15 protein-coding genes are annotated in these 15,793 nt (G+C 68.7%); 4 read left to right on the forward strand and 11 right to left on the reverse strand.

What is annotated here, in order from left to right:
- Nucleotides 1-19 precede the first annotated feature (19 nt).
- The 3 genes from CFB89_RS15070 to CFB89_RS15080 all read left to right on the forward strand — a co-directional run bounded on the left by CFB89_RS15070 (nt 20) and on the right by CFB89_RS15080 (nt 5,143).
- On the forward strand, nt 20-976 hold the full coding sequence (locus CFB89_RS15070) for a LysR family transcriptional regulator (RefSeq protein ID WP_089468545.1): 957 nt from the start codon (nt 20-22) through the stop codon (nt 974-976).
- Nucleotides 977-1,077: 101 nt separating this feature from the next.
- The gene (ggt, locus tag CFB89_RS15075; RefSeq protein WP_089468546.1) at nt 1,078-2,952 is read left to right on the forward strand and encodes a gamma-glutamyltransferase; all 1,875 of its coding nucleotides are present in this window, start codon (nt 1,078-1,080) and stop codon (nt 2,950-2,952) included.
- Nucleotides 2,953-3,313: 361 nt separating this feature from the next.
- On the forward strand, nt 3,314-5,143 hold the full coding sequence (locus CFB89_RS15080) for a YadA family autotransporter adhesin (RefSeq protein ID WP_089468547.1): 1,830 nt from the start codon (nt 3,314-3,316) through the stop codon (nt 5,141-5,143).
- Between the two features lie 333 nt (nt 5,144-5,476).
- Here CFB89_RS15080 and lipA read toward each other — a convergent pair whose 3' ends face one another.
- The 3 genes from lipA to CFB89_RS15095 form a co-directional block, all read right to left on the reverse strand.
- Nucleotides 5,477-6,469: a lipoyl synthase gene (gene lipA, locus CFB89_RS15085; protein WP_089468548.1), complete on the reverse strand. Its 993-nt coding sequence runs from the start codon at nt 6,467-6,469 to the stop codon at nt 5,477-5,479.
- On the reverse strand, nt 6,462-7,217 hold the full coding sequence (gene lipB, locus CFB89_RS15090; RefSeq protein WP_089468549.1) for a lipoyl(octanoyl) transferase LipB: 756 nt from the start codon (nt 7,215-7,217) through the stop codon (nt 6,462-6,464). The genes lipA and lipB overlap by 8 nt, the downstream gene beginning before the upstream one ends.
- A gap of 84 nt (nt 7,218-7,301) precedes the next feature.
- Nucleotides 7,302-7,628 carry a DUF2917 domain-containing protein gene (locus tag CFB89_RS15095; protein WP_089468797.1) on the reverse strand — a complete coding sequence of 109 codons (327 nt, stop codon included), beginning with the start codon at nt 7,626-7,628 and terminating at the stop codon, nt 7,302-7,304.
- Between the two features lie 102 nt (nt 7,629-7,730).
- Between CFB89_RS15095 and CFB89_RS15100 the strand changes: the two genes are divergently transcribed.
- Nucleotides 7,731-8,720 (forward strand): transcriptional regulator GcvA, encoded by a 990-nt coding sequence (locus tag CFB89_RS15100; RefSeq protein WP_089468550.1) that lies wholly within the window; start codon nt 7,731-7,733, stop codon nt 8,718-8,720.
- Between the two features lie 19 nt (nt 8,721-8,739).
- On the opposite strand, the gene CFB89_RS15105 is transcribed toward CFB89_RS15100, so the two are convergent.
- From CFB89_RS15105 to CFB89_RS15140, 8 genes are all read right to left on the reverse strand, one after another.
- Entirely contained in the window at nt 8,740-9,048 is a 309-nt protein-coding gene (locus CFB89_RS15105) for a YbeD family protein (protein ID WP_011546305.1), read from the reverse strand.
- The gene (locus CFB89_RS15110; protein ID WP_089468551.1) at nt 9,048-9,974 is read right to left on the reverse strand and encodes a D-amino acid aminotransferase; all 927 of its coding nucleotides are present in this window, start codon (nt 9,972-9,974) and stop codon (nt 9,048-9,050) included. The genes CFB89_RS15105 and CFB89_RS15110 overlap by 1 nt, the downstream gene beginning before the upstream one ends.
- A 48-nt stretch (nt 9,975-10,022) precedes the next feature.
- Complete coding sequence (locus CFB89_RS15115; protein WP_089468552.1) at nt 10,023-11,333, reverse strand: D-alanyl-D-alanine carboxypeptidase family protein; 1,311 nt, start codon at nt 11,331-11,333, stop codon at nt 10,023-10,025.
- Nucleotides 11,334-11,824: 491 nt separating this feature from the next.
- A complete protein-coding gene (locus CFB89_RS15120) occupies nt 11,825-12,469 on the reverse strand; it encodes an alpha/beta hydrolase (protein WP_089468553.1) in 645 nt (214 codons plus the stop codon).
- Nucleotides 12,470-12,482: 13 nt separating this feature from the next.
- Nucleotides 12,483-12,800: a ferredoxin gene (locus CFB89_RS15125; protein WP_089468554.1), complete on the reverse strand. Its 318-nt coding sequence runs from the start codon at nt 12,798-12,800 to the stop codon at nt 12,483-12,485.
- Nucleotides 12,801-12,954: 154 nt separating this feature from the next.
- The gene (locus CFB89_RS15130) at nt 12,955-14,106 is read right to left on the reverse strand and encodes a VanZ family protein (RefSeq protein WP_089468555.1); all 1,152 of its coding nucleotides are present in this window, start codon (nt 14,104-14,106) and stop codon (nt 12,955-12,957) included.
- Nucleotides 14,107-14,149: 43 nt separating this feature from the next.
- The gene (locus tag CFB89_RS15135; RefSeq protein WP_089468798.1) at nt 14,150-14,773 is read right to left on the reverse strand and encodes an ABC-type transport auxiliary lipoprotein family protein; all 624 of its coding nucleotides are present in this window, start codon (nt 14,771-14,773) and stop codon (nt 14,150-14,152) included.
- A gap of 88 nt (nt 14,774-14,861) precedes the next feature.
- The gene (locus CFB89_RS15140) at nt 14,862-15,791 is read right to left on the reverse strand and encodes an MlaD family protein (RefSeq protein ID WP_089468556.1); all 930 of its coding nucleotides are present in this window, start codon (nt 15,789-15,791) and stop codon (nt 14,862-14,864) included.
- Nucleotides 15,792-15,793: the final 2 nt, after the last annotated feature.

Raw genomic sequence — 15,793 nt, forward strand, 5'->3', positions numbered from 1 at the left:
GGATCAGGAGACACCCCGCATGGACCTGAACGCGCTGACGCTGCTCGTCGAGATCCTCGATGCCGGCAATCTCAGCAAGGCCGCGCAGCGGCTCAAGATGAGCCGCGCGAACGTGAGCTACCGGTTGAACCAGCTCGAACGCTCGATCGGGCAGCAGCTCGTGCGGCGCACGACGCGGCGCATGGAGCCGACCGAGATCGGGCTGAAGCTGTACGAGCACGGCCGGCGCATCCGCAACGAGCTGCTCGCCGCGCACGAATCGGTGACGACGCTCGGCCAGGACCTGCAGGGCCGCGTGCGCTTGTCGGTGCCGAGCGGCTACGGGCAGATGGTGATGTCCGACTGGCTGCTCGCGTTCAAGCGGCGGCATCCGGGCATCGTGCTCGACGTGGTGTTCGAGAATCGCGTGGAAGACCTGATGCGCGACGAAGTCGACATCGCGATCCGCGTGATGTCCGAGCCGCCGCAGAACCTCGTCGCGCGCGACATGGGCGCGGTGCGCTACGTCGCCTGCGCGTCGCCCGCGTTCGCGGCCGCGCACGGGATGCCGGCGAGCCTCGGCGCGCTGGCCGCCGCGCCGGTCGTCACCGCGACGGTGCTGGGGCGGCAGTTGCGGATCGCCGCGTATCTCGGCGACGAGCGCCACGAGGTGCTGCTCGAGCCGACGCTGATTTCGGAGAACTTCCTGTTCCTGCGCCAGGCGATCCTCGCGGGGATCGGCGTCGGCATCGTGCCCGACTACGTGATGCAGGACGACCTGCGGCACGGCGCCGTCGTCACGTCGCTCGACGCGTACCGGCTCAGCATCTTCGGCACCCACATGTACATGCTCTACATGCCGAACCGCCACCACACGCGCGCGACGTCGACGTTCATAGAGTTCATCCTCGAACAGGCCGGAAAGACCGGCCGGGGCGGGCCCGGCGGGGTGCGTCAGGGTTTCCTGTCGGATGACAAGCCGCCGGGCACGCGGTGACAATAGCGCGCCGGGGCGGGCAGCGCCGTTGCGCCCGCGCCGACGTCAACCTCAACATCGACGCCGCCGTCTCCTTCGAATTCACTGCTGCCGAGGGTTCCATGTTCGACCGGATTCGTCCGCATTCGCGTCCCTGGACGCTGCTCGCCGCCGTCGCGTTCGTCGCGTTCAATGCCGGCTGCACGTCCCCGTCCGCGCCGTCGGGCGCCGTCGTCCCGGTCGCCGCCGCATCGGGCGCGGCCGTCCCGCTGCCGGGCGTTCACGCGCCCGAACTGTCGTCCGGCTGGACCGACAAGCCGGGCTGGACCTCGCAGCACTTCATGATCGCGGCCGCGAACCCGCTCGCGACGCAAGCCGGCTACGACATGCTGAAGGCCGGCGGCACCGCGATCGACGCGGCCATCGCGACGCAGATGGTGCTCACGCTCGTCGAGCCGCAATCGTCGGGCATCGGCGGCGGCGCGTTCATGCTGTACTTCGACGGCAAGACGACGCAGGCGTACGACGGCCGCGAGACCGCGCCGGCCGCCGCGACCGAGCGCCTCTTCTACGGGCCGACCGGCCAGCCGATGGGCTTCTACGAAGGCGTCGTCGGCGGCCGCTCGGTCGGCACGCCGGGCGTGCTGCGCATGCTCGAGGCCGCGCACCGCGCGCACGGCAAGCTGCCGTGGCGCCGGCTATTCCAGCCGGCCATCCGGCTCGCCGAGCGCGGCTTCACGATCAGCCCGCGCCTGGCGATGCTGATCGCGAACGACAAGTACCTGAGCAACGACCCGGCCGCCCGCGCGTACTTCTACAACGCCGACGGCACGCCGAAGGCCGCCGGCACGGTGCTGAAGAACCCGGCGCTCGCGACGGTGCTGCGCCAGGTCGCCGACCGCGGCGCGAACGCGTTCTACAGCGGCGCGATCGCGCGCGACATCGTCACGAAGGTGCGCAAGCACCCGACCAACCCGGGACTGCTGTCGCTGCAGGATCTCGCGCGCTACAAGGCGAAGGTGCGCGCGCCGCTGTGCGCCGACTACCGGCGCTCGGTCGTGTGCGGGATGCCGCCGCCGTCGTCGGGCGGCCTCGCGATCGCGCAGATGCTCGGCATCCTCGCAGCGATGCCCGACTGGCAGCAGATCGGCGCGCAGAAACCGGTGCGCAACGAGGTCGGCTACGAGCCGACGCCGTTCGCCGCGCACCTGTTCAGCGAAGCCGGACGCCTCGCGTATGCGGATCGCGCACGCTACGTGGCCGATCCCGATTTCGTGCCGCTGCCGGGCGGCAACTGGGCGAGCCTCACCGACAAGACCTATCTCGCACAGCGCGCGCGGCTGATCGGCGACGCCAGCATGGGCGTCGCGCAGGCCGGCACGCCGCAGGGCGCGACGCTCGCACTGGCCGACGATCGCAGCCCCGAATGGCCGTCGACCTCCGACATCGCGATCGTCGACCGCTACGGGCAGGCGCTCTCGATGACGACCAGCATCGAGGATGCGTTCGGCTCGCGGCTGATGGTGCGCGGCTTCATGCTGAACAACCAGCTCACCGATTTCTCGTTCGTATCGAACGACAACGGCCGTCCGGTCGCGAACCGCGTGCAGCCCGGCAAGCGGCCGCGCTCGGCGATGTCGCCGGAACTCGTGTTCGACCAGAAGACGAAGCAGGTGACGATGATCGTCGGCTCGGCCGGCGGCCCGGCGATCATCAACCACGTCGCGAAGACGCTGGTCGGCGTGCTCGACTGGGGGATGACGATGCAGCAGGCGATCGCGCCGCCGAACTTCGGGTCGATGAACGGGCCGACGCAGCTCGAACGCGGACGTGTGTCGGATGCGCTCGTCGATGGGCTGAAGGGCCGCGGGCACGACGTGCGGATCGTCGAGATGAACTCGGGGCTGCAGGGGATCCAGCGGCTGAACGTGCAAGGGCAGACGGTGTGGTTCGGCGGGGCGGACCCGCGGCGCGAAGGCGTGGCGATGGGGGAATGAGGGCGAACGACGTCCCTCCGTGGCGGTGTGCGCGAATCGGCGCGCACCGCCTTCCTGTCGTCTCTCCGTTCGCGCGCCGTCCGTGGCCGCGCGTTGCGTGAGCGCTCCGATCCCCCATCCCGGCATTCACGCCGCCCCGCCATCGCGCAACCGTAGCGTGGCCTATCCACGCTAAATCAATTTCGTACCGGTCTGATCGACGGCGCCCGCGTCCGTCCGTATAGTCGCTCGCTCACGTCGGGGCTACGTGATCGCGGTTTGCCGCTCACGAGCAACAACACCTCGCCCCGCGCCTTTCGACCAAGCCACGTATGCGTCAGCCCGCTGCGTCATACATCGTATCGATCAGGACTGCGATTAAATGTCACGTACCTTCGCCTCACCCTCCCGAACCGCGCGCGTCCGCTCGCATGCGGCACCCAAGCGGCAACCCGCGCCCTCCGTCCGCCTGTCGGCGCTCGCGTTCGCCCTCGTCGCGCTCGCGCCGTGCTACGGCCATGCCGCCGACCTGATCCTGGACAATCTGGTGGTCAACGACGGCACGGGTGGCACGCCCACCGCGTCCGGTGCCGGCTCGATCGCAATCGGAACGGGTGCAAAGGCGAATGGCGAGACCGGCGGGGATTACTCGGCGATCGCGATCGGCGCGAAAGCCGAGGCGAACGGACGCTCGACCATTGCCATCGGCGAAGGGGCGCATGTCCGGGGCGACCGCTCGAGCGCGTTCGGCGTGTCGTCGTCCGTCGTGGGCGACCGCTCAAGCGCATTCGGCTCCTCATCGAGCGTCCAGGCGGTCCGCGGCGTCGCGCTCGGCGCGGATTCGCAGGTCACCGCCAACGGCGCGGTCGCGCTCGGCCAGGGTAGCGTCGCCGACCGCACGAACACCGTATCGATCGGCGATACGGGCAGCGAGCGCCAGCTCGTGAATCTTCGCGCCGGCACCCGCGACACCGACGCAACCAACCTGTCGCAGCTGAAGCCCGTCGTTGCCGCGCTCGGCGGCGATGCGGCCGTCAACGCCGACGGAACCGTGCGCGGCCCGACCTACACGGTCGACGGACAATCGTTCAACAACGTCGGCGGTGCGCTGACCCAACTCGACGGACGCGTCACGACAATCGACGGCCGTGTCACCACCGTCGAAAACAACGTGACGTCGATCCGCAACGACGTCACCGATCTCGGCACGCGGCTCGACAACGGCACGACCGGCCTCGTCCGGCAGGATCCGTCGAATCTCGCGATCTCGATCGGCGCCGACAAGGGCGGCACGTCGGTCAGCGTCGCCGGCACGGACGGCACGCGCACGCTGACCGGCCTGTCGAACGGCACCGGCGACACCGATGCCGTGACGGTCGCGCAGCTCAAGGCGACCGGGCTGATCGATCCGAACGGCAAGGCGCTCGGCGCGATCGTGTACGACGACCTGACGCTGGATCGCGCAACGCTCGGCGGCGTCGGCGGCACCTTGCTCGACAACGTCAAGGCAGGCGCGATCGCGGCGAGCAGCATGCAGGCCGTCAACGGCGGGCAGCTCTTCTCGATGCAGCAGCAATTCGACACGCGGCTGGAATCGCTCGACACACGCATCAAGAACATCGAGCGGGTCGGCCCGACTCCCCGGCCGCCGAGCGACGAGCACGGCAACCAGTTGGCGCAGCTGGGCGACGGCTCCGGTGCGACCGGCTCGAACTCGATGGCGCTCGGCCAGGACTCGACCGCATCCGGTAACGGCAGTCTCGCGATCGGCAACAACGCGACCGCGTCGGGGCAGAATTCGCTTGCACTCGGCAACAATTCGGTCGCCGATCGCGACAACACGGTGTCCGTCGGCGCGCCGGGGCAGGAGCGGCAGATCACCAACGTGGCGGCCGGCACCGCGCCGACCGATGCCGTGAACGTGCAGCAACTGAACGACCGCATCGGCAGCGTGCGATCCGACATGGATCACTATCGACGCGATGCAAGCGGCGGGATCGCGTCGGCGGTCGCGATCGCGAACCTGCCGCAGGCGTCGCTGGCGGGTGAAAGCATGGTCGCGGTCGCCGGCGGCACCTACAGCGGGCAATCGGCCGTCGCGTTCGGCCTGTCGACCGCCACCCGCAATGGGCGCTGGGTGATCAAGGCGTCCGGGTCGACCAATACTCGCGGCACGGTCGCGGTGGGCGCCGGCGCTGGCTATCGCTTTTAACTCGCCACGGCGACACCCTTCGCTTTAGACCGTTAAACGACAGCGGCCGAGGTTCGATCGATACGAACCCGGCCCCCTTGCTTTCTCGATACGGGCGCCAGCCCGCGTCCGTGCAGCCCGTACGGCCTACCCCCGCTCCTTCCCCGGCACGACCCGCCGCTCGACCCACCGCATCGCCAGATCGAACAGCCACGCGATCGCGATCCTGGGAACGCTGACGAAATTGCGCTGCGCTAGAAGCCGATGCTTCGCTGCGTCACGATGGCGAGACAAAGAAATGCATAAAAAAACCCGCAAAGCGGGTCTTTTTATGCGCGGAGCGTCAGCGAGCAATCAAACCACTCCTGCCCCGTGCGCCTGCAGGTCGGCGTGATAGCTCGAGCGCACCATCGCGCCGACGGCCGCGTGCGTGAAGCCCATCTTGTACGCCTCTTCCTCGTACATCTTGAACGTATCCGGATGTACGTACGCCCGCACCGGCAGGTGGTGCTCGGACGGCTGCAGGTACTGGCCGATCGTCAGCATGTCGACGTCGTGCGCGCGCAGGTCGCGCATCACCTGCAGGATTTCCTCTTCGGTCTCGCCGAGGCCGACCATCAGGCCCGATTTCGTCGCGACGTCCGGATGCAGCGCCTTGAAGTCCTTCAAGAGCTTCAGCGAGTGCGCGTAGTCCGAACCCGGACGCGCTTCCTTGTACAAACGCGGCACCGTTTCGAGGTTGTGATTCATCACGTCGGGCGGCGCGGCGTTCAGGATCGAGATCGCACGGTCGAGACGGCCGCGGAAGTCCGGCGTCAGGATCTCGATGCGCGTGTGCGGCGACTGCGCACGCGTTTCGCGGATGCACTCGACGAAGTGAGCGGCGCCGCCGTCGCGCAGGTCGTCGCGGTCGACGCTCGTGATCACCACGTACTTGAGCTTGAGCGCGGCGATCGTGCGCGCGAGGTTCTTCGGTTCATCGGCGTCGAGCGGATCGGGACGGCCGTGGCCGACGTCGCAGAACGGGCAGCGGCGCGTGCACTTGTCGCCCATGATCATGAACGTCGCAGTGCCCTTGCCGAAGCATTCGCCGATGTTCGGGCAGCTCGCTTCCTCGCACACGGTGTGCAGGTTGTGCTCGCGCAGGATCGTCTTGATCTCGTTGAAACGCGAGCTGCCGGTGGCCGCCTTCACGCGGATCCACTCGGGCTTCTTCAGCTTTTCGATCGGAATGACCTTGATCGGGATGCGTGCCGTCTTCGCCTGCGCCTTCTGCTTGGCGGTCGGATCGTAGGCCGGGGTCGCGGCCGTATCGGCCGGTGCGGGAGAAGCGGTAACGTCAGTCATTCGATTGTTCCAGTGCGTGCGGCTTGTCGGCGGCCGCGGATGCGCCGTCGAGGTTGGCGATCAGACGGCTCACCAGCGTGTGGGCGACGTCGTTCCAGTCGGCGGCAGCCTCGAGGCTCGCCATGTCGACGGTTTCGAGTCCGGCATAGCCGCACGGGTTGATCGCGAGAAACGGGCGCAGATCCATCTTCACGTTCAGGCTCAGCCCGTGATAACTGCAGCCGTTGCGGATCTTCAGGCCGAGGGCCGCGATTTTCGCGCCTTCGTGCACGCCGGATGCCACGTAGATACCGGGCGCGCCCGCCTTGCGGACCGAAGCGAGATTATACGCCGCGAGGGTTTCGATCACGGCCGCCTCGATCTTCGTCACGAGCGTGCGCACCATCAGCTTGCGCCGGCGCAGGTCCAGTAACAGGTAGACGACGATCTGGCCGGGGCCGTGATAGGTGATCTGTCCGCCGCGGTCGACCTTCACGAGCGGCACGCCGCTGTCGGCCACCAGCAGGTGCGCCGGGTCGCCGGCCTGGCCGAGCGTATAGACGGGCGGATGCTCGACCACCCAGATCTCGTCGCCGGTATCGGCCGTGCGCGTGTCGGTGAATGCGCGCATCGCGTCGAAGCTCGCCTCGTACGCCTCGCGGCCCCGCCACCGCACGGTGACCGGCTGGGCCGGCTGATCCGGGACTCCGGCGGGCGATGCGGAAACGGCGACAGGCGTGGACACGATGGAAACCGGCGAAACGGACATGGGCGGTAGTTTACCGAAAACCCGTGGGTCTCGCCGGCCTTGGAAGGGGGACGGATCGCCGATATCCGTCGGATGAAACGATGGTCAGACGGTGCGCCAGCCGTCGTGCAGCAGCGCGCTCACGCGCTCGCGCAGCCGGGACAGCCCGCCGAGCGCGACTTCCCGCGGCGGCCGCGACACCGAGAACGCGACGCGTGCGCCCTCGCGACCTTCCGCGCTGAGCCACAGCCGCTCGCCGCGGCGCAGCTTCAGCGTCTCGCCGTCGGCCAGGAAGTAGTCGTCGACGTCGTTGCTGCGCGTCGCCCACACCGGCCCGCACTGGACGACCAGCCGCGTGCTGCGTTGCACCTTCATCGGCACGGTCTCGCCCGCGGGAATTTCGAAGGTGATGCTTGAAGAGATTTCTTGCATGATCGACTCCGCCAATAAGTGCTTCGATGACTACAATCCTAGTCACTTGAAGGTGTCCGACCAAACGACCAATTTTCACGTCGATGTGAGGAAAATTAGCAAATGGACCTCCGCCAGCTGCCGCCGCTGAACGCGATTCGCGCGTTCGAAGCCGCCGCCCGCCACGAGAACTTCTCGCGCGCCGCCGACGAGCTGTTCGTCACGCACGGCGCGGTCAGCCACCAGGTGCGCGCGCTCGAGGAAGAGCTCGGCGTGCAGCTGTTCACGCGCAACGGCAAGCGGCTGTGCCTGACCGACGCCGGCATGCGCTACGCGCAGCAGATCCGCACCGCGCTGATGGCGATCGCCGACGCGACACGCGACGTGCGCGCGAGCGACCGCGACCGGCGGCTGGTGGTCTCGATGCTGTCGTCGTTCGCCGCGCGCTTCATCACGCCGCGCATCGGCACGTTCATCGAGCGCCACCCTGAAATCGACGTCGAGCTGCAGTCGACCAACTCGCTCACCGACTTCGCGCGCGACGACGTCGATCTCGCGATCCGCTTCGGCTTCGGCAGCTATCCGGGGCTGCACGTGGAGCCGCTGTTCGAGGAGGTGTTCTTTCCGGCGTGCGCGCCGACGCTGAACGGCGGCAAGCTGCCGCAGACGCCCGCCGATCTCGCGCACTACCCGCTGCTGCGCTCGGACGACGAGCTGTGGCGGCCGTGGTTCGACGCGGCCGGGCTCGATACGCTGACCGAGCCGAAACGGGGGATTCTGTACCAGGATTCGTCGAACCTGCTGCTGGCCGCGATCGAAGGCCAGGGCATCGCGCTGGTGCGCCGCTCGCTCGCGGTGCACGACCTGCTCGACGGGCGCATCGTGCGCCTGTTCGACATCGACGGGCCGAGCCCGTGGCACTACTTTTTCGTGTGTCCGCCGCCGCTCTTGAACACGCCGCGCGTGCAGGCGTTCAGGACCTGGCTGTTCGAGGAAGTCGCCGAATACAAGCGGCTGTGCGACGAGCTGGACGCGCGGCGCGCGGCGGGGAAATGCCCCGCCGAGTGCGCGCTGGAGGGAGGATGGAAAGGGATCAGCGGCCGTTTGCGCTGACCCCGCGCCGAATGGGCGCTTAAAGAACGACCTTGACCATCGGATGGCCGGTCAGCGCGCGGTAGATGTTGTCGAGCTGTTCCTGGCTCGTCGCGCGCACGGTGATCGTGAGGCCCGTGTAATTGCCGCCGCTCGATGCGCGCTCCTCGATCTTCTCGACGTCGATCTCGTTGTCGTGAACGGCCACGACCTTGAAGATCGTGTCCTTGAATTCGGGGTGCGCCTTGCCCATGATCTTGATCGGGAAATCGCACGGAAACTCCAGCAGCGACTCCTTCCGGGTCTCGATCGCGCCGGTCACCTCGACGGTTTTGGTCGGTTCGCTCATCATTTTCTCCGGGTCAGGTCAAACTGTTCAAATTCGCGCGCCTTCGCACGCTGGTACGCGTCATACAGCGCCGCGAACACGGGGCCCGGCTTGCCGCCCTGCACGGGCAGATCGTCGAGCGACGTAACAGGCAGGATTTCCTTGGTGGCCGACGTCAGCATGATCTCGTCGGCCGAACGCAGCTCGACCTCGCTGATCTCGCGCGCGACGAACCGGATCCCGCATTCTTCGGCCAGTTGCTCGACCAGCGCGTAGCGGATCCCTTCGAGGATCTTGTTGCTGCGCGGCGGCGCGAACAGCTCGCCGTTCTTCACGATCCACACGTTCGACGACGAACCTTCGGTCACGTTGTCGTCGCGCAGCTGGATTGTCTCGAACGCGTCGCGTTCGGCCGCATGCTGCGCCATCAACACGTTGCCGAGCAGCGAGATCGACTTGATGTCGCAATGCAGCCAGCGGCGATCCTCGGCCGTCACGCAGCGCACGCCCTTCGCGCGCTCCGCTTCCGACGGCAGCCGCAGCGGGCTCGCCATCGCGAACACCGTCGGCACCGCGTTCGCCGGGAACGCGTGGCCGCGCTTCGCGACGCCGCGCGTCACCTGCAGGTAGACGAGCGCGTTGCCGTCGCCGAGGCCCTCGGCGTTCGCCGCGACCACCCGCTCGATCAGCGCGCGCCAGCCGGCCGCGTCGTGCGGATCGTCGATGCCGATCTTCTTCAGGCTGCGCGCGAGCCGCTCCAGATGCTGTTCGATCCGGAACGGCACGTGCGCGCCGTCGTGCGCATAGACGGGGACGACTTCATACACGCCGTCGCCGAAGATGAACCCGCGGTCGAGCACCGGCACACGGGCTTCGGACAGCGGTACCAGTTCCTCCTGCGCCGAGACGCTGAGGTAGACGATCGGTTCGAATTCGGCTTGGCTCATGGCTGTGACAGATGGGGATGAAGTCGTGAAAACAAAGGCCCGTCGTGCTTACTTCTTCTTGCTGAACATCAGCAGGATCGAGTCCCAGATACGTCCGAAGATACCCGCTTCCGGCACCGCCTGCAGCGCGACGACCGGGAATTCGGACAGCGTCTTGCCGTCGGCGACGATCTTCACGGTGCCGACCTGCTGGCCTTGCGCGAGCGGTGCGATCAGCGGCGCGTTGACGTCGACCTCGGTCTTGACCTTGTCGCCGAGGCCGCGCGGCACGGTCGCCCACTGGTCGGCCGTCACGCCGACCTGCACGGTGTTGTCCTTGCCCTTGTAGACGCGCGGCGTCGAGATCGCCTGGCCGCCCTTGAACAGGCGCACCGAATCGAACGCGCTGTAGCCGTAGTTCAGCATCTTCATGCTGTCCTGCGTACGGTCGCCTTCCTTCGGCTCGCCCATCATCACCGACACCAGGCGGCGCTGGCCGTCGACGCCCGGGATCGCGCGCTTCGCCGATGCGATCAGGCAGTAACCGGCCGCCTGCGTGTGGCCCGTCTTCAGGCCGTCGACGGTCGGATCCAGCCACAGCAGCCGGTTGCGGTTGCCCTGGCGGATGTTGTTGTACTTGAATTCCTTCTCCGAGAAGATGCCGTAGTACTGCGGAAAATCGCGGATCAGGTGGGCCGACAGCTTCGCGAGGTCGCCGGCCGTCGTGTAGTGGTTCGGGTCGGGCATGCCGTTCACGTCGGCGAAGTGCGTGCCCTTCATGCCGAGGCGCGCCGCCTCGTCGTTCATCAGCGTGACGAACTGCCCTTCGCTGCCGCCGACCAGTTCGGCCAGCGCGATCGCGGCGTCGTTGCCCGACTGGATGATCATCCCGTACACAAGGTCGTGCACGGACACCGGCTTGTTCGCCTCGATGAACATGCGCGACTCGTCGCGGCCGACGCGGCGCACCGCGTCGCTCGGCGTGACGATCTGCTCCATCGAGATCTTCTTCTTGTCGAGCGCCTCGAACACGAGGTAGGCCGTCATCAGCTTCGTCAGCGACGCCGGCTCGACGCGTTCGTCCGCATTGCCCGATGCGAGCACCGTGTTGCTGGTCGCGTCGACGAGCACCCACGAGCGTGCGTTCACGCCCGGCGGCGGCACCGCGCCCGGCATGTAGGTCGCGGGCGCGCCGGTGGACTGCTCGGCGGCCGGCGCCGCATGCGCGGCCTTGGCCTTGGCGGCCGGCTTCGCCTCGGCGACGACGATCGTCGATGCGAGCGCGACGGGCAGCATCACGCCGAGCGCGACGTTGCGCGCGGCCGTGCTGAAGGCGATGGAGGAAGCGAGGGACTTGAGGCCTTGGGAAGACAGACGCATGATCGATTCAGGCTGATGGCAGAAAGTGCGGTGCGAAACGCGCAGGGTTGAACGGCAAGGCGGCGGGCGTGTCGGGCATTCGCCCGATACCGTCGGGCGACGCGAAACGCGCCGGTTGGACTCGTGCGGGCGCGTTCGGTTCGCGGCCGTCGCGAGCGGGCGGACAGGCGGCGAAACGAGCGCCGCATGGGCCCAGCCGGGCCGCGGGCAACGCGAAAGCGGCCATTATACGTGGCCGCGCACGGCGCTTTTGCGAACCCGGCCGCGAACGCCCGACTACCCGTTGCGAGAGCATGGCACGGGAATGCGGCGGGCGCGCGTGCTCGAAGCCGCGTGAAAGGCGGCCGCAGGCGGCGTGCAAGCCGGGTTGCGCCGCCGTGCGGCAGGCGGCGCGATGTCGCATGAAGCTTCGGGAAGGATCGCGCATCGTCCGGCCGGGCGCCGGTGCGCGGTACGGGCCGCCGGCGCTTACGCCGGCGCCTGCAAGCGGGCTAACGCCACGCGTCGACGATGATGCGCTTCAGCACGTGCAGCTTGCGATGGAGGAAATGCTCGGCGCCGGGGATCACGACGACCGGCAGCTCCTGCGGCCGCGCCCAGTCGTACACCGACGCGATCGGCACCGTGTCGTCGGTTTCGCCGTGGATCACGAGCGTGTTCTCGGGCACGTCGGCCACGTGCCAGCGGCTCGCGGCCGTGCCGACGAACACCATCCGCTCGATCGTCTCGCCCGCGTCGCGCAGGCGCTTCGCGACGTGCGACAGCACGAAGGTGCCGAACGAGAAGCCCGCGAGCACGAGCGGCAGGTCCGCGTACGCGGGCTGCGCGCGCATGTGCGCGAGCACCGCGAGCAGGTCGTCGGCTTCGCCCGTGCCGTTGTCGTGCACGCCTTCGGTCGCGCCGACCCCACGGAAGTTCGACCGGTAGACGACGTAGTTCAGTTGCACGAGCGTGCGCGCGAGCGTCTGCGCGACCTTGTTGTCCATCGTGCCGCCGAACAGCGGGTGCGGATGCGCGACGAGCGCGATGCCGCGCGGCACGGCGCCGCCTTCGCGCACGGCGTCGGGCAGGTCGACCGCGATCTCGATCTGGCCGATCGGGCCCGCGATCAGCGATTTCTGCGTATGAACGTTCATTCGGCCGGCCCGCTCAGATCTTCAGGCGGTCGACGACCTTGCCGTCGCGCAGGTGCGATTCGACGATCTCGTCGATGTCGGCCTGGTCGACGTACGTGTACCACGTGCCTTCCGGATACACGACCATCACCGACCCTTCCTCGCAGCGGTCGAGGCAGCCGGCCTTGTTGATGCGCACCTTGCCGGCCCCCGCGAGGCCGAGTTCCTTCACGCGCTTTTTCGCGTATTCCTGCATGGTCTGCGCATTGCATTGCGCGCAGCTCGGGCGCTCGGCGCCCGGATCGCGCTGGTTCAGGCAGAAGAAGACGTGGTGCTGGTAGTAGAAATCCATGGTGATGACGAGCGGCCCGGCACGAGGCCGTGCGCAAAGAAGGGCGATGAATTGCCGTTGCGCGAGGCGGCAACGGAGGATGCGGACGATTATAGCGAGCGGCGCACGCGGCTGCCCGCGCCACGGCCGCCGCCGTGCGGCCCGGGCTGCCGTGTCAGCGGCGCAGCACGGCCGGCAGCCACGCGTGCTCGACCCGCTGGCCGAGCCAGATCAGCGCCGCGTAGGGCCAGATCCATGCGAGCCAGCGCGCGATGCTGTTGAAGTGCACGTAGCGGCCCTGCCGCCACCCCGACAGCGTGAAGTCGAAGAACGGGTTGACCGGCAGCAGGTTCACGAGCGCGACGCCGGCCAGCAGCGCGAACGCGGCGAGCAGCGCGCGCCACGTCGCCGGCACGCGCAATGCGACGAGCGCCGCCGCGAAACCGAGCTCGATGCCGAGCCGCGCGCCGGGCGTCGCCCACACGACGACGAGGCCGGTGGCCGACTGCATGAACGTCGCGGCCGCCTTCAGCACGAGCGTGGCGACCACCAGCGCGATCAGCAGCCGGATGCGCGGCGCACGCGGGCGCATCGCGAGCGACGCGATCGCCAGCGCGGCGAACAGCATCATCCCGCCGAGCACCGCTTCCCACGCGGAATCGGACAGCCAGCCGTCGACCCGCTCGGGCCATTCGCTGACGTGCCACGCGGCCGGCAGCCAGGCGAGCAGCGCGTCCTGCATCGACGCGTCGGCGCGCTCCCACAGCGCGGCCGGCCAGTCGCCGATGCCGAACAGGAACGGCGACGGAAACACGATCGCGAACGGCCACAGCGCGGCGAGCAGCAGCGGCGTCGAACCGTCGGCCTCCAGCCATGCGAAGCGCAGCCGGCGCAGTGCGCCGCGGTCGAGGAGCGCGCCGGTGGCCGGTGCGGCCAGCGCCGCGCCCAGCAGCGCGCCGAGCGCATTGGCGCCGAGGTCGAGATTCGACGCGACGCGCGTCGGCAGGTAGGTCTGCAGCGCTTCCATCGTGCCCGACAGCAGCACGCCGAGCCCGCCCGCGATCAGCGTCGCGGCCACGCCGCGCCAGCGCGGGTGCAGCGCGAGCACGCCGAGCGCGCCGAACGGCAGATAACCGAGCACGTTCGTGACCACGTCGAACACGGTCACGTAGCGCTGCATCGGCGCGAACAGGTAATCGAACGGGCCGATGCCGAGCGACACCCAGCCTTCGAACGGATACAGCGACGCATAGACGATCAGCGCCGCATAGGCGGCAAACGCCTGCCGCGCGAGCGGCGACGCGCGATGCGTGCCCGGCACGTTCATCGCGGATGCAATCGCGGATGCGATCGCGGCAGCACGTCGGGCGTCACGGCGTGCCCGCGTACGCCTGCACGCCGACCCACGCGGCGATCTGCGACACGAGTTCGTCGCTGGCCGCCGCGAGCGCACGCGCGCCGCCGGCCGCGTCGGGCGTGCTCGACGGCGCGCGCGCGACGAACGTACGCTGGCCGAGCACCTTGCCGTCCTGCATCAGCGTCGCGCGCGCGGTCACCGCGCCGTGGCTTTGCGACTGCCCGTCGAAGACCTGTTCGAATTCGCTCAGGTCGACCTTGAGCGTCGGCGCACGCACGCCGTCGGCGCCTTCGAGCACCGTCCCGCGCGACGACAGCGCGCCGCGCAGCCGCTGCGTGAGCAACTGCGCGGGCGGCGCGGTCCAGCGGCTGTCGCGATAGACGGCCACGTGCTGCGCATCGGCGTACGCGAGGCGGTACGCGAACTTGTCGGAATCGAGCGCGTCGGGCGCGGCGACGTCGAGCACCTTCAGCGCGGGCCCCGAACCGGCGGTCGTCACCGACGATGCGGGCCCGAGGTCGTAGCGGATGTTCGACAGCACCGCGTCGTTGCCGGCGCAGCCGGCCGCGAGTGCGAGCGTCAGTACGGCCAGCGCGGCCGCGGCCGGGCGCAGCGCGCGGTCAAGAATTCGTGGCATGGCGTGTTCCTGCATGAGATTTGCGGTTTCGATGAGCGTCAGTGCCCGGCCGTTTCCGGCCGGACGGTCGACAGGCGGCCTCCGGGCGTCACTTCCCGGCCGTCGCGCCCGGCCAGACGAAGCCCGCTTCGCCGGGCCCCGGCGCCGCGCCGGGCGAACCGAACAACAGACTGCGCGGGTTGCGGCCAAGTTCACCGGCGACGTCCTTCAATTGCCGCGACGCGTCGCCGACGCTGTCCGCCAGCGCATTGAAGCGCGGCAGCGTGTCGTACTGCACGCGCGCGTTGAGGCCGTTCAGCGCGACGCCGACCTGCTCGGCGGCCGTGCCGGCCTTGTTCAGGTTCGACACGAGCGGCCCGTTCGGCTGCAACAGCGAATTCGCCGACGCCATCGCGCGGTTCACCTCGTGCATCGTTTCCGGCAGCGCGGTGACGGCCGGGCCGAGCTGCTTCGTCAGCGTCGCGGCGCCGTCGGCCGCGTGCTGCAGGCTTTCGGCGGTCGCGCGCAACTGCTCGCGCATCTCGGGCGACATCAGCGCGTTCGCGCTCTTCGCGGCCAGTTCGAGCTGCCGCAGCAGCACGTCGCCGCGCTCCTGGATCTGGTCGAACAGGCTCGGCCGCATCGGGATCTGCGCGATCGACTTCGCGGACGACGGCAGCGGCGCCAGATCGCGCCCCGTATCCTCGAGCTGCACGAACGCGATGCCGGTCACGCCCTGGAAGCCGAGGCTGCCGTAGGTCGACTGCGTGATCGGCGCGTCGTGATCGACGAGGATGCGGATCCGGATCTGGCCCGGATGCGTGCGATCGAAGCCGATCGACTGCACCTTGCCGACGTCGAGGCCGCGAAAGCGCACGGCCGCGTCCGGAAACAGCCCCGTCACGTTGGTGCGCGCGAGCAGGTCGTACGGCACGCGCACGGTGCGGTCGACGTTGAACCAGAACACGGTGCCCGCGATCGCGAGCGTCAGCGCGATCGTGAACAGGCCGGCCCAGAACGCATGTGATTTGTTTTCCATTC

Source organism: Burkholderia sp. AU16741, from assembly GCF_002223345.1.
In the GTDB taxonomy this organism is placed as follows: domain Bacteria; phylum Pseudomonadota; class Gammaproteobacteria; order Burkholderiales; family Burkholderiaceae; genus Burkholderia; species Burkholderia sola.

Excerpts from the sequence above, each read along its gene's own strand:
- CFB89_RS15110 (WP_089468551.1), bottom strand. The coding sequence starts at position 9,974 with ATGAGCCAAGCCGAATTCGAACCGATCGTCTACCTCAGCGTCTCGGCG.
- CFB89_RS15125 (WP_089468554.1), bottom strand. The coding sequence starts at position 12,800 with ATGGATTTCTACTACCAGCACCACGTCTTCTTCTGCCTGAACCAGCGC.
- CFB89_RS15140 (WP_089468556.1), bottom strand. The coding sequence starts at position 15,791 with ATGGAAAACAAATCACATGCGTTCTGGGCCGGCCTGTTCACGATCGCG.
- ggt (WP_089468546.1), top strand. The coding sequence starts at position 1,078 with ATGTTCGACCGGATTCGTCCGCATTCGCGTCCCTGGACGCTGCTCGCC.
- lipA (WP_089468548.1), bottom strand. The coding sequence starts at position 6,469 with ATGACTGACGTTACCGCTTCTCCCGCACCGGCCGATACGGCCGCGACC.
- CFB89_RS15070 (WP_089468545.1), top strand. The coding sequence starts at position 20 with ATGGACCTGAACGCGCTGACGCTGCTCGTCGAGATCCTCGATGCCGGC.
- CFB89_RS15115 (WP_089468552.1), bottom strand. The coding sequence starts at position 11,333 with ATGCGTCTGTCTTCCCAAGGCCTCAAGTCCCTCGCTTCCTCCATCGCC.
- CFB89_RS15095 (WP_089468797.1), bottom strand. The coding sequence starts at position 7,628 with ATGCAAGAAATCTCTTCAAGCATCACCTTCGAAATTCCCGCGGGCGAG.
- lipB (WP_089468549.1), bottom strand. The coding sequence starts at position 7,217 with ATGTCCGTTTCGCCGGTTTCCATCGTGTCCACGCCTGTCGCCGTTTCC.
- CFB89_RS15120 (WP_089468553.1), bottom strand. The coding sequence starts at position 12,469 with ATGAACGTTCATACGCAGAAATCGCTGATCGCGGGCCCGATCGGCCAG.
- CFB89_RS15080 (WP_089468547.1), top strand. The coding sequence starts at position 3,314 with ATGTCACGTACCTTCGCCTCACCCTCCCGAACCGCGCGCGTCCGCTCG.
- CFB89_RS15105 (WP_011546305.1), bottom strand. The coding sequence starts at position 9,048 with ATGAGCGAACCGACCAAAACCGTCGAGGTGACCGGCGCGATCGAGACC.
- CFB89_RS15135 (WP_089468798.1), bottom strand. The coding sequence starts at position 14,773 with ATGCCACGAATTCTTGACCGCGCGCTGCGCCCGGCCGCGGCCGCGCTG.
- CFB89_RS15130 (WP_089468555.1), bottom strand. The coding sequence starts at position 14,106 with ATGAACGTGCCGGGCACGCATCGCGCGTCGCCGCTCGCGCGGCAGGCG.
- CFB89_RS15100 (WP_089468550.1), top strand. The coding sequence starts at position 7,731 with ATGGACCTCCGCCAGCTGCCGCCGCTGAACGCGATTCGCGCGTTCGAA.